General features: G+C 52.3%; 11 protein-coding genes. 8 read left to right on the forward strand and 3 right to left on the reverse strand.

What is annotated here, in order from left to right; genetic code table 11:
• Positions 1–322: 322 nt before the first annotated feature.
• A complete protein-coding gene (locus tag AAH450_RS05110; protein ID WP_342909209.1) occupies positions 323–1,126 on the forward strand; it encodes an SDR family NAD(P)-dependent oxidoreductase in 804 nt (267 codons plus the stop codon).
• Between the two features lie 50 nt (positions 1,127–1,176).
• Here AAH450_RS05110 and AAH450_RS05115 read toward each other — a convergent pair whose 3' ends face one another.
• Positions 1,177–2,364, reverse strand: a complete 1,188-nt coding sequence (locus AAH450_RS05115) for an ROK family protein (protein ID WP_342909576.1) — start codon at positions 2,362–2,364, stop codon at positions 1,177–1,179.
• A 140-nt stretch (positions 2,365–2,504) separates the two neighbouring features.
• Here AAH450_RS05115 and AAH450_RS05120 point away from each other — a divergent pair, with 140 nt between their 5' ends.
• The 7 genes from AAH450_RS05120 to AAH450_RS05150 all read left to right on the forward strand — a co-directional run bounded on the left by AAH450_RS05120 (position 2,505) and on the right by AAH450_RS05150 (position 11,348).
• On the forward strand, positions 2,505–3,359 hold the full coding sequence (locus AAH450_RS05120) for an MBL fold metallo-hydrolase (protein WP_342909210.1): 855 nt from the start codon (positions 2,505–2,507) through the stop codon (positions 3,357–3,359).
• 30 nt (positions 3,360–3,389) lie between these two features.
• A complete protein-coding gene (locus tag AAH450_RS05125) occupies positions 3,390–4,715 on the forward strand; it encodes an MFS transporter (RefSeq protein ID WP_342909211.1) in 1,326 nt (441 codons plus the stop codon).
• A gap of 10 nt (positions 4,716–4,725) precedes the next feature.
• Entirely contained in the window at positions 4,726–6,378 is a 1,653-nt protein-coding gene (locus AAH450_RS05130) for a GMC family oxidoreductase (RefSeq protein ID WP_342909212.1), read from the forward strand.
• Positions 6,375–7,457 (forward strand): M24 family metallopeptidase, encoded by a 1,083-nt coding sequence (locus AAH450_RS05135; protein WP_342909213.1) that lies wholly within the window; start codon positions 6,375–6,377, stop codon positions 7,455–7,457. Before AAH450_RS05130 ends, AAH450_RS05135 begins: the two co-directional genes overlap by 4 nt.
• A 16-nt stretch (positions 7,458–7,473) precedes the next feature.
• On the forward strand, positions 7,474–8,250 hold the full coding sequence (locus AAH450_RS05140) for an SDR family oxidoreductase (RefSeq protein WP_342909214.1): 777 nt from the start codon (positions 7,474–7,476) through the stop codon (positions 8,248–8,250).
• A 417-nt stretch (positions 8,251–8,667) separates the two neighbouring features.
• Positions 8,668–10,575, forward strand: a complete 1,908-nt coding sequence (locus AAH450_RS05145; protein WP_342909215.1) for an Ig-like domain-containing protein — start codon at positions 8,668–8,670, stop codon at positions 10,573–10,575.
• 455 nt (positions 10,576–11,030) lie between these two features.
• Positions 11,031–11,348 carry a hypothetical protein gene (locus AAH450_RS05150; protein WP_342909216.1) on the forward strand — a complete coding sequence of 106 codons (318 nt, stop codon included), beginning with the start codon at positions 11,031–11,033 and terminating at the stop codon, positions 11,346–11,348.
• Between the two features lie 70 nt (positions 11,349–11,418).
• On the opposite strand, the gene AAH450_RS05155 is transcribed toward AAH450_RS05150, so the two are convergent.
• Together AAH450_RS05155 and AAH450_RS05160 are read right to left on the reverse strand one after the other, a co-directional pair.
• Positions 11,419–12,258: an arginase family protein gene (locus tag AAH450_RS05155; RefSeq protein ID WP_342909217.1), complete on the reverse strand. Its 840-nt coding sequence runs from the start codon at positions 12,256–12,258 to the stop codon at positions 11,419–11,421.
• 470 nt (positions 12,259–12,728) lie between these two features.
• A complete protein-coding gene (locus AAH450_RS05160; protein WP_342909218.1) occupies positions 12,729–13,133 on the reverse strand; it encodes a GFA family protein in 405 nt (134 codons plus the stop codon).
• Between the last annotated feature and the right edge of the window lie 122 nt (positions 13,134–13,255).

The raw sequence follows: 13,255 nt of genomic DNA on the forward strand, positions 1-13,255 counted from the left end.
GTTTCAGGAGAGAGCCGGAGTTAATAAGTAACCAGCATGGGCCGATATAACTACTATTTATCAGTCAGGTAATAGCAGTGTAATTCATTACGGCACTGAGCCTGTAGATAACACATTTCATTATATTATGATGATTTTCACGGCAATAACTTAATCAGATTTATTAAAAAATGATACAGGGAGTTATCACTAACTTATTGATTTAAAAGCCACATCATCCTGGCAAGAACCCAGCCACCCTAATCTCATTATCCACTCTGAGCACGCTTAAATATTCAATGCTAAGGTTAATGTGATTTTAAATTCAGAAGGGAAATAGGGTATGCATCAAAAAACAGCATTGATTACCGGATCTTCGGGCGGCATTGGTTTTGAAATAGCTAAACTTTTCGCCCAGAATAATTATGACATCATTGCCGTGGCACGTAGCGAAGAAAAACTGGAAAAGGCCTGTGCAGAGCTGAAGGCATTTGGTGGCGCAGTTCACGCTTTTTCAGCAGACTTAAGCCGCTATGATGACATTGAGATGTTGAAGGCGAAAGTGGATGAAGCGGCTTTTGCCATTGATGCACTGGTGATTAACGCTGGTCAGGGTCTTGGGGGGCGGTTTATTGGGGAACCGGACGGCACTGAACTGGCAAAAGAGCTGGATCTTATTCGCCTTAATGTCGATTCCTTTGTTCATCTGTCAAAAATCTTTTTGCCTGAGATGGTCAGGCGCGGCAGCGGTCACGTGCTGATGACCTCATCCATTTCCGGCACCACCCCGGTGCCGTTTGAATCCGTATATGGCGCCACCAAAGCCTTTGTGAACTCTTTCTTTTGGGCTGTACGCAACGAGCTGAAAGGGTCTGGTCTGAATATGACTTTGCTGCTCCCGGGCGCAACCGAAACCAACTTCTTTAAAAACGCGGGTCAGAGTGATACCAAAGTGGGAGCCAGCCAGCCAACCAGGCCCAGCGAAGTCGCCGCGCGGGCCTGGTATGCGCTGATGAGCGGTCACGAATATGTTTATGGCAGCGATGACGCTGAATATGAGGGGGATATCCTGAACCGCATGCAGAGTGAAGCGCAGAAAGCACAGCGACACCGCCTGCTTTCAGAGCCGGGTTCAGCGTCAAAATAGATCGTTCCGGGCGGGATAGACACCTTATCTGAATGCCGCACCTGGTTCTGTCATGATGGTGAACCAGCCGAGTGTAAAGAGGGGTTTTCTACATAGAGGTAACCAATCCCTAAAAGCTGGCTCGCCCGGTCTAGTTCGCCAAAATGGATATTAGTCGCGCGGCTTTTCAGGCTGTCGCGCGGATCAAAAGGATTAAAATCAATTTGTCTGATGATGGTCTGCCGCCAGCTTTCACCAAAGGCGCAGCTGCGGCCATAAAGCCATATCTGATTGATATTCAGCGTATTCAGGAAATTATACAGGCTCATGCCGATGGCTTCGGCTGCATGATTAACCCAGGCCGCAATCCAGGGTTCCCCTTTCTGCCAAGCGGCGAAAAGCTGTCGGTTTGTCTGAGGCGGCAGTTCACTGTTTTTTGACCTTGCAGCCTGTTTAAGCGCGCTGAGCGAGGCGACCGTTTCAAGGCACCCCTGGCGGCCACAGCTACAGCGTGCCCCCTGAGGATCGACTATGGTGTGCCCTATCTGCCCGCTGCCGTATAAATTGCCGCGAAAAATTTCGCCATTGATCACAAAGGATGACCCTATCCCGTAATCAACGTTAATCACGCAGAATTCACGCTGCTGATTACTGTTAAGCCACTTCTCTGCCAGCGCCAGCATGATGCAGTCGTTATCGACTCTGACTTCGATCCCTAAACGCTCCTCCAGCAGATATTTCAGCTCAACAGGCGCTTTCCACGCCGCCTGGGGCATATGTTGAGAAACGCCGGTAGTGGGATCAACCTGACCATGTACCGCCAGCGCCAGGTTTATTTTTTTGCCGGGCCATTGCTGGCACACCTTTCGCCATAGCGCCTCTGTCTCTGTCAGAAGGGCTTCAGGCGCAACCACAGCAATGGTTTTCTGCTGACATTCTCCCCTGGCCACCAGCTGCGCATCCGCCAGCTGGTACTCAATGCGGGTGGGCGTGATACACATGCAGAGCGTCCAGGGGCCGCTTACAGGAAGCTGAAAACTGCCAGCGTTATGGCCACGATGGCTCAGCGCCAGATCAGTACGATCGATTTTTGCTTCATCAATCAGCTCCTGAAGAATTTTACTGGTGGCCGGAATAGTCAGCCCGCTTAGCTGGGCCAGCTGTGATTTACTCAGCCTTTTATATCGCCACATCAGCCTCATAAAGAGCGCTTTGTTGTGCCTGCGTACCTGAGAATTATTCAACCCCTGCTGGTTCATCATTGCTGCCCGTCTGCTTTGGCCTGTTCTGAGTATGCCCGTTTCAGTAAACAGTGTTAACTGACTTCTGTGACTGTACCTTCAGCCAGCCCGCGGTGATTGCTTTAAAGTCCCTCTTCATCAAGCAATGAGGAGCGATTATGGCATTTACACTCAGAGATCCAGCCTGCCTGGCAAAGGAGCTGGTTAACACCTGCGTTGCCGCCAATGCGCTGGCTATCTGGAGCCTGGGACAGGCGGGCATCATTATCAAAAATCATGCGGGTGATTTGCTGGCCATCGATCCTTACCTGAGTGATGCCATCGAACGGCATAATCCCGGTACAGAATTTGTGCGCCGCTTCCCGCCCGTACTGCCGCCGGAAGCGCTGGCAGTCTGCAACGCTATCCTGATCACCCATTATCATGATGACCATATGGACTGGGGTACGCTGGGGCCGCTTGCACTCTGCTCACCTGAGCTGCCGTACTGGATCCCGGCACCTGATGGTCGCGCCCTGCAAAGGGAAATGCCAGCCATGGCCGGTCAGATACACCTTGCAAAAACCGGGCAACTTATTGAGGCAGGGGAATTTCAAATTTTGCCTGTGGCGGCAGCGCACAGCGATTATGAATGCGATGAGGAAGGTAACGATCGTTATCTGGGTTACCACATCACCTGTAATGACCTCAGTCTCTGGCACAGCGGCGATACGCTGGTTACACCGGCCTTACAGGCTCAGATGCACTCTCTTAAACCTGACATTGCCCTGCTTCCCATTAATGGGGGCGACTCGGCGCGCAAAGCTCGCGGCATCATGCCTAACATGAGTTTTCGTGACGCCGCTGACCTGCATCATGCCATAGGCAGCGATCTCCTGCTGCCCTGCCATTACGATCTCTTCAGCTGTAACAGTGACAATCCTGCCTGGTTCGTTGATGACATGCTGACCCGTTATCCGGGAAAGAAATTTCATTTGCTGATGCCGGGCGAACGTTTTATTTACCAGGCCTGATACATAACCCTACAAACGGAATCACCTGCTATGACAACGACTACATCACCGGCAGCCTCTTCTCTGCTTGTCCGGCTCGGCATCCCGCCTGCGCTGGCATGGGGCTATATTGCCGTCCTGCTTTTTATGATTGGCGACGGCGTCGAGTCTAATTACCTCGCCCCCTATTTAAGTCATAACGGTTTTACGCTGGATATTGCCGCCACGGTCATCGCTTTCTATGGCATCACGGTAACGCTTGGCTCCTGGCTTGCCGGCTCGCTCTCTACCCTGATAGGCCCGCGTAAAGTGATGTTGCTGGGCGGCACTATCTGGATAGTCTTTGAGATTTTATTCCTGGCGTTTGCTCTGCCGGCGCAGAGCTTTGTCGGCATTGCTCTCACCTATGGTTTGCGCGGTGTTGCCTATCCGATGTTTGCCTATGCCTTTCTGGTCTGGATCCAGTCGGCCGCTCCCACGGAGATGCGCGGCTCGGCAACGGGCTGGTTCTGGCTGGCATTTACCGGCGGTTTGCCGACGCTTGGCTCGTTAGTCGCCATTTTCTCTATCAGAGCGATCGGCGAGTATGCCACCTTCTGGCTCTCGCTGGTTCTTGTGGTGCTGGGCATGGCGATCATGCTGCTGGCCGTTAAAGAGCGAAGCGGCTACAGCTCCCTGCTGGACGATCAACAGCGAAGCCAGGGTACGTGGCGCACCTTGATGGGCGGTATTGATATTCTGTGGCGTGAGCCGCGTATTGCGGCCGCTGCTGTGGTACGCATCATCAATACAACGCCCTATTTTGGCTTCTTTATTTTTCTTCCTGGTTTTTTCACCGAGCGCATTGGGTTTTCCCAGACAGAATATCTGAGCCTGATCACCATTATGGGCCTGGTGGGCATGAGCTTTAACCCCATTGTTGGCAAGATAAGTGACCGCATCGGCTGGCGCAAAGTGCTGACTTTCTTTGGCGGCCTGGGGTCAGGGATAGCGATGCTGCTGATGTATTTCGTGCCGCAGTGGAGCGGTGGAAGCTTCTTCCTCAGCGTGCTCTGCGCCTGCCTTTATGGCATTACGCTTTGCGGTTATGTTCCTGCTGCCGCGCTCTTCTCCTCACTTTGCGCCCCTAAAGACAAAGGTAATGCGATGGCTATTTACTGCTTCTCGGCGGGACTCTCTACTTTCTTCGGCCCGGCGCTGTATAGCGGATTAAATGCGCTGTTCGGTACAGAAGGCGTTATCTGGTGTTATGCCCTGCTCTATCTCATTAGCGCAGTGACCTCATGGTGCTTCCTGCTCAGCCCGCTTGATCCGGGTGAGCAGAATAACCCCGCGGCCAGACGCTTACGCAAACTGGATCCGGTGACCTCGAAATAAAGGGAAAGAGATGAAACGTTTTGACTACATCATTGTGGGAGGAGGCAGCGCTGGCTGTATTGTGGCCTCGCGGCTGGTCAAAGAGAGCAATGCCACCGTTCTGCTGCTGGAGGCGGGCAGTGATGACTATCACCCCGTCCTGAAAATGCCGGCTGGCTATATGAAATATCTCGCCAGCGATAAATATCTGACCCTCCATAAAACCCTGCCACAGCCGCAGCTGAATGGCCGCGGCGTCATTGTGCCGCAGGCAAAAGTGCTGGGAGGCGGCTCTACCGTCAACGCTATGGTTTATATGCGCGGACATCGCCAGGATTATGAGGAGTGGAACCAGGCATTGCACCATGAGGGTGATGACTGGTCGTGGGATTCGCTGTTGCCACACTACACGGCGGTTGAAGATAACGATCATCTTGGCGCACCCAGTCATGGCACCGGCGGGCCGCTGAAAATATCTCATCTTGGTCACTTCAGTCCTCTCAGCCGCGCCTATGTGAAAACGATGCAGACGCTGGGTATTCCCTATACGGCAGACTTTAACAGCGGTAATCCCTTTGGCGTTGGGTTTATGCAGCACACCATTGACTGGCAAACCCGCAAGCGCTGTAGCGTGGTGGATGCCTTTATTACTCCGCTGCGTGGCAACAAACGGCTGGTGATTGAAACGCTCTCTGAGGTGCAGGAAATCGTCTTTGCAGGTAATGAAGCCAGGGGCGTCCGGTATCGTCGTCAGGGTCAGGAATATCATGTTGAGGCAAATAAGGAGGTTATCCTGGCAGCTGGCGCCTATCAGACGCCTAAGCTCCTGATGCTCTCAGGAATTGGCCCGCAAGATCATCTTACCGAACGGGGTATACCTGTACGTCACCACCTTCCGGGCGTGGGACAGAATTTACAGGATCACTACGAGGTGCCGGTCGTAGCTACTACCCGTGGCGCCTGGGGCTATTATGGGCAGGATCGCGGCTGGCCGATGATCAAAGCCGGCATTGAGTATCTGCTGTTTAAAACCGGCCCGGTGACCACGACGGGGGTTGAAACCTGTGCCTTTTTCGACCCGCTTGATTTCAACGGCATCCCGACTATTCAGATGTTTTGCGTACCGACAGTCTATCTTGATCGTGATGTGATGGGTGCCGATCCGGGACATGGCGTCACCATAAACTCCCTTTTACTGCGACCAAAAGCTTGTGGCAGCGTAACCCTGCATGATGCCAATCCCGCTTCAATGCCGGTGGTGGATACGCAAATTTTTGGTCATCCGGACGACTTAGCACGCACACTGGCTGGTTTTCATTTTGCCCGCAAAGTCATTGCGGCGGCCCCTTTGAACTCGATGGTAGAGAAGGAAATCTTTCCGGGGGCGGAAGTAGAAAGTGATGAAGCGCTGATTGAGCATTGCAAAAGGATGGTGAAAACAGGTTATCACCCGGTAGGCACATGCCGCATGGGGCATGAGAGCGACCCGATGGCCGTACTGAGTTCCGACTTACGGGTGCGGGGATGCAGAAAACTCCGCGTCGTGGATGCCTCTGTTATGCCCAATATTATTAGTGGCAATACTAATGCTGTGGTGATGGCCATTGCCCACCGTGCTGCCGAGTTAATTATGGATCATGAGCGGGCTGCCTTCCCCGATCCCCAAGCGGAGGTCGCAATATGAGCGAGAAACTACAGGTTCTTCGGGCTGCTCTTGCCGCCTGGCAGCTGGATGCGCTACTGCTTAACCGGCGGGATAACGTTGCCTGGCTGACAGAGGGTGCCAGCTATTATGTGGTAGAGCGTGCCGAAACCGGCGTCGCCAGTCTGCTTGTCACCGCTGATGCAGTCACTCTTCTGGCACCGGATAATGAAATGCCGCGCATCCTTGCAGAAGAGCCGCTGCCATTTACCTGCGAAACACGCGCTTACCCGTGGTACGTCTCACTGGAGGCCACACTTAAAAGCCTTGAGCCGCTGAAAATTGGCAGTGATATTCCCCTCTCCCCGGCGATAAATATCAGCCATAAGATGCCTGAGTTACGTCAGGGATTAAACAGTAATGAAAAGCAGCGCTTTCGCGCTCTGGGCAGAGAGGCGGCTGATCTGGTTGAAGATATTGCACGCCAGCTGGAAACAGGCCTCAGTGAACGGGAAGTAGAGGCGGAAATCGCGAAAAGATGCCTTGAGCGCGGTATCCGGCCGGTCTGTACGTTAATAGCGGCTGATGAGCGTATTGCCGCCTTCAAACATCCTGTGCCCGGCGAAACGCGCCTGTCAAAGAAGATGCTTATTACGCTGGGGGCGGAACGGGATGGTCTTAACGTAAGCCTGACCCGGATGGTGCATTTTGGCCAACCCGCCCCCGCTTTGCGGCAGCGCATCAGGATGCTGGCAGAAATTCATGCCGATATTCTTACCGCCTTACAAATCGACCGCAGCTGGCAGGCGATCTTTGCGGATACAGAACGGGCATACCGGGATCGAGGCTGGCCCGAAAGCTGGCGAGAGCATCATCAGGGAGGGCCGGCTGGCTATGGCTGCCGAGACTGGATCGTCACCCCACAGACCCCCGGTCAGCTGAAGTCCGATACTGCGCAGGCCTGGAACCCTACGTTAAAAGGGGTAAAAAGCGAAGATACGCTTTTACTCACCGATGGGGGCCAGCAGTGGCTGACGCGCAGTGGCAACTGGCCACTGATTGAAGTAACGCGTGGCAGCCAGCGCTGGGAGCTTGCGGACTGGCTGGTTCTCCCGTCTTGATCATAAGGAAGCGAAAATGTCACTACGTCTGAAAGATAAAACCGCAATCATAACCGGTGCCGGAAGCGGCATTGGCCAGGCTATCGCCACGCTTTTTGCCCGCGAAGGCGCGCATGTTGCCCTGCTGGATTTAACCACGGAAACAACCGAAGATCTGGCAGCCAGCCTCAGGCAAACAGGACAACGCTCTCTGGCCTGTGCGGCAGATGTCACTCATCCTGAGCAGATTGAGAAGGCTGTCCGAAAGATTGAAGCCACTTTTGGTCATACAGATATTCTGGTTAACAGTGCAGGACTTAATGTCTTTCGTGATCCTTTAGCCCTTACAGGTGAGGAATGGCAGCACTGTATGAACGTTAACCTTCAAGGCCCCTGGAACCTGATACGCAGCGTGTTGCCTGGCATGTTGAAACGTCAGTACGGGAATATTGTTAATGTGGCTTCTGTCCATGGTCACAAAATCATACCGGGGGCCTTCCCCTATCCCGTTGCGAAGCATGGGCTGATTGGCCTGACCCGCTCGCTTGGCGTGGAGTATGCCAGCCAGGGGATCCGCATCAACAGTATCTCGCCCGGCCTTATTATGACTCCGGCAGCAGAAGAGTGGCTGGCCAGCTGCCCGGACCCGCAAGCAGAACGCCAGAAACAGCAGGAGTTGTTACCCGGTAAACGGATCGGTGAACCTGGTGAAGTGGCTTATACCGCCCTGTTCCTCGCCTCGGATGAAGCAAGGTTTATCAATGCCACTGATATTCTGATTGATGGTGGACGCAGCCAGGTTTACCACGACTAACTCTGTCTTCTCTGGTTACCCGACTCTGGAGGGATCAACCGCTGCTCTTTAACACCCGCCCAGATAAACTTCTGCGCGGGTGTCTCAAAAATTTCTTTTACCCGTTTAGCTAATTATTTTTGCTACTCCGGCGTGATTCTCATGCTTTCCAGATTTAAGCCACTATTCATAAATCCTGCGAACGATTAGGGTGTGCTCATCTTAAGCAGAGTGACTCCTTCCTGAGAATAAAACCAGAAAAAGAAGTTTCCTGTTCGTTCCGATAAAAGAACGCTTATTTGTTTTTTTTACCCGTGGGTAGACCGTTTCAACTAGTGGAAACGGGCCGTTTAGTCCGGCCTGCAAACCGATCCGTCATCCGGCAATGTTGAGTGGTGCTGATGACTTGCACGCCAAAATTATCAATCGAGGTTATCTATGTCTCAACGCGACGATTACCGCTCCCTCCGTCTGGACTCTATTTTTCAGACCGCAGTCAGTGATTATGCTGTTTTAGAAGCACCCCTTTCCGCAGAGACTAACCGTGTCGTTATCCCGGTTTCTGCCCAGGAGAGTGAAAGCACGCTCAGCGCGCCCGCTGATAATACCTTAGCGGTGAGCGCAGTGGCTGCGGAGGCTCCAGAAGCCCTGCGTCCTTACGAGCCTGTTGCTACTGATGGCGTGATTGCTGCCTGGGAAGCAGCCAAACCAATCCACCTGCGTGGTCAGGCAGTTGGCGAAGCTGGCTCTACCGTGACTCTGACCTTCAACGACCAGAGCTGGGTAAGTACAGTCAACAAGTGGGGTTACTGGAACGCCTCAATGCCGCCGGAGGTGCTGAAGGATCTGCCTGATGGCTACTACAGCCTGAAGCTCACCATTACGGATAGCGCCGGTAACAGCAAAGATACTCAGGTTGAATTTGGCGTCTTTGTGGATAAGACCATCAAACCAACGGTGACGATCGACACTGTCAGCGGCGATAATGCGGTTAATTATGCAGAGAGTATTTACGGGGTGGATATCAGCGGCACCTCAACCCATATGGCCAGCGGCAGCAAAATCACGCTGAAACTGGGTGCCTTCAGCGTAATAGCTACTGCGGCCAGTAACGGAACCTGGAACGGCCATTTCACTTCGGAGCAGTTATTGTCTTTGCAGGATGGCGTTCATAGTCTGAGCGTCACCGCCGTCGATCCCAATGGTAACACCAGTACCGTGACGCACGACCTGACGCTGATTACGCATATGAGCAGCGTGCCAGACATCCGCTTTGACAAAGTGACTGATGACAACGTTATTAACCTGGTTGAAAGCCAGCACGATCTGCTGTTCAGCGGGTCGCTCTCTACCGTTACGGTGGGTCAGGAGCTGATTCTTCAAGGGGCCGATGGCAAAGAACACGTTGCTACGATCGATGCGCAGGGGCACTGGCAGCTACTGGTGACCGCTGCCGATATGCCGGGATTCACCAAAAATGGTGAAATTCATGCCTGGTATCATGATGGGGCGAAAAACTACACCGATATGACCCATGAGCTGAATATCGTTACTGGCTTTATTCCGGTCTATTACGAAATGTCTGTTGGCGGTGATATGACGCTGAATTATCAGGAAGCGCAGCAGGGTCTCAGCTTCTATATCGAGGGCGTGAATGAGCTGGAGATAAATGGCAAAACCTACCTGCCGGATCACGGAGAGGTCACGCTTCCCAGCGAAGATTTGCTGGCGCTGGCAGAGGGTCCCGTCACGGCTCTCGCGCACCGTTGGGATGAGTACGGCAACAGCGATACGCAAACGCTCACGAACTTCTTTAACGTGGCAACCCACAATTTGCCGACGCTGACGCTGAATACCCCTTTTGATGATCACGTGGTGGATGCGAACGATGTGAATACCTGGCATCTGCTACAGGGGACATCGACTCATCTTGATCAGGGCAGCACGGTCACGTTAACGCTTGGCGATCAAAGCTACAGTGCGGCCATAAAAGCCGATGGCCACTGGGCTTTGACCATTCCTGCCGGGGCACTTGCCCCGCTGGACGATGGCGATTATGAACTGAAGGTAACAGCACACGACAGTGCGGGTAATAGTGCCTCGGCCAGTGACACTGTCACAGTGGCTTCACATCTGAACGCCCTTAATATGGATGCACTGCTGGATTTCTATGCGCCTTCTGCTGCACAGGATGAGACTTCAGCCGGAGCGGTTTCCCTGGCTCAGGGTGATGTTGTCGCAACAGATTCACACGTTGCGCCGGCTCCGATTGACAGCAACCTGGTGAGTGAAGCGCCCTATACGCTGGCCGATCACCTGATGCAGCATAACCCCGTTCTGGTGTAATCAGCGCGATTGATACGTCTGATAAGCCAGCCCGCAACGGGCTGGCTCAGGTATAAAGTAAACTTAGCCATACAGTAAGAATATTATCCAGATGCATAAATATAATTAATCATTGAATTTCGCGTCAGCCGTTATGCAGAGGTCATTATTACGTTTTTTTAATAAATTTTTCTTACGCAATTATTAAAAGGTTTAATTCAAATATATCTTTATAATTTCATTATTTAAGATAAATCTGGACAATCGACCCTCTGCCGTTATTTTTCATCACGAAATGAGACTGAAAATATTCATCAGGAAGAAATTAATTACATTTGATAAAAGACATTAAAAACAATTAGTTAACTACACTTCTCTAAACTTAAAATTAATGAAATGAACTATTTTTGTGGTATTTATTTCACAAATGTCAGGAAGCGTATTAAGCTTTAAACACTATTTAACAGGAGGAGAAAATGTCTGATTCTGACGATTACGATAAAATCCATATTCTTCTCGGCGAAGCTACCATGAGCCTGATTGACAGCCGAAAAGAGGTAAGCAGTGAAAGCTTGTCAATTCAGCTTAAGCAGATGGCTGCAGAAGAAAATGATGACCAGCGCGTTATAGAAATATGGAAAGCCAGAAAATGGCTTCTTCAACATTCTGTGCAGTTTACGGCAGGACGTAATGGCGGATACGCCTCACCTCAGCGTCTGCGTGAGAACCAAAGCAGGTTGCAGGATTTTTATCATCTGCCCTCGTCTAATGACGCTAAAAAGCAGAGTTCCTGAATGAGAAGCCGGAGTGAAAAGTAGCGCTGTTTTCAGCCAGATAGCTTTTCTGGCTGAAGACAGACGCAGATCATCGGCGACTCAGCTCACTCTCTCTGTTCAGAAGGGGAGAAAGCGCCTCCAGCAGAGGTTCGGGTGAAACGACATCCTCCTGCCCTTCCCGGCAATACTGAAACTCAGCTATTTCAATTCCCACAAAAGGCTGGCAGGCCAGCACTTCACAGCAGCCCTTCAGCTCTGCCAGAGTAAGCCCGCCGGCGATAACATAATCTGTGGGGACGATTCCAGGCTCCAGCACATCACAGTCCAGATGAACATAGACAGCGCGCCCGCCAATGGCTTGCTGAAGGCGCTCTGCCAGCCCTTCACCAGGTTGCAGGCATGTTATGTTATGCCGGGCAATAAGCAGCGATTCAGAGGGATCAATATCGCGTTGCCCCACTAACACAATCTGCTCAGGCCTGAGGCCGCTCCCCAGTCCGCTATCCCACAGCCCCAGCGGCCCCGCCAGCGCCATGCCTCCCAGGTAACCCGATGCCGAAACATCTGGCGTATTGAGATCGGCGTGGGCATCAAACCAGACCACACAGACGCCGGGATGGTATTTTGCCACCACAGGTAAGGTTGCAAGCGAGACGACACAGCGGCCGGTTGCGGCAACAGAGAGCGCTTTGCTACGGAATACCTCTTCAAAACGGCGCTGCATCGCCCTGAGTTCAGGCATGGCGGCATCCAGCTCCTGCTGCCAGCTGCCGTTAAGCGCCGGTTTCGGTGTGCCGATAAACACAGGGCTGATTCCGCTTTGGCGAGCCAGCGCCTCGCCAATGGCCTTCGCTCCAGGCATGGCAAGATCGTTCGGGTCGCCAGCCCGACCATAAAACACGGTGTGGGCAACTTCATTCACAGACATTCTTGCTCCTGTTGTTCAGTGCCAGCTGTTGAGAGGGTGCTTATTGAGAATAGCGCTGCAAAAACTTGACGATAATAAACTGCGCCTGAGAGCGGGCATTATCGGCGGCCTGGCTGCCACGAAAGAGTCAAACGGGATGCGTAAACCCCTTACTGCTATAAGGTACCGGATAATAATCGCGGAAAACCTGTTTCAGGGTATCGTCAGGTTGCAGTCCGGCAAACAGCTCTGGTTTCCCCGTTACAGAACTGAAGAATTCGGGCGTGGCGCTGGTGGAGTAGCTGAAGGGGTCAGCGCGGTAGCGTGCTGATTAAGATGAAAAGAATTCAGCGCACCGGAAAGCTGTTCTGGCGCTGAAAGAGGCAAAAAGGCGGGATAGTTCCCTTGTTTCACTCACTGACGCTGCTGACTCTTACTTCAGTAAAGCAGCGGAAGTGGTGCTCAAGGCTCCCGACCAGGTACTGCCTTAGTTAATTGGGGAAATACTTCACTTTACCCGCAATGCCACCAACGCCGCCATCCTTTGGATGACTGAGGCCATTACTGACATCCACTGAAGCAAAATCAAAAGGCGAAACGCCTTCAAGACAGGCGGCATTAACGCCAAAAATCTCAGGATTAGAGCGCCGCTGATGAAAAGTATAAATACCACATTCTGAGCAGAAGTAATGTGCTACTTCACCGCTGTTAAACCGGTACTGTGTGAGCTTCTGCTGCCCTTTCACCACCTCTATTTTGTTGGCAGAGACGACTACTGCACCGCGCATACTACAGAAGGAACAGTTGCAGCGAGTGGCCGTGTTAAGTCCATCAGTGAGTTCAACATTAAAGAGTACCGCGCCACAATGACATTGTGCAGATCTGTAATCAGCCATGAAAATCTCCTGTTTGAGAATAAAGTCTGTCAGCATTCCAGCCCGGCAATGGGCACAACTGCGCGAGATTATCTGTTAATTATGGCATTACTGTTAACAGTGCCGGAGAGTGTCCGCGCGGC

It is taken from the genome of Erwinia magellanica (assembly GCF_039023495.1).
Lineage (GTDB): Bacteria > Pseudomonadota > Gammaproteobacteria > Enterobacterales > Enterobacteriaceae > Erwinia.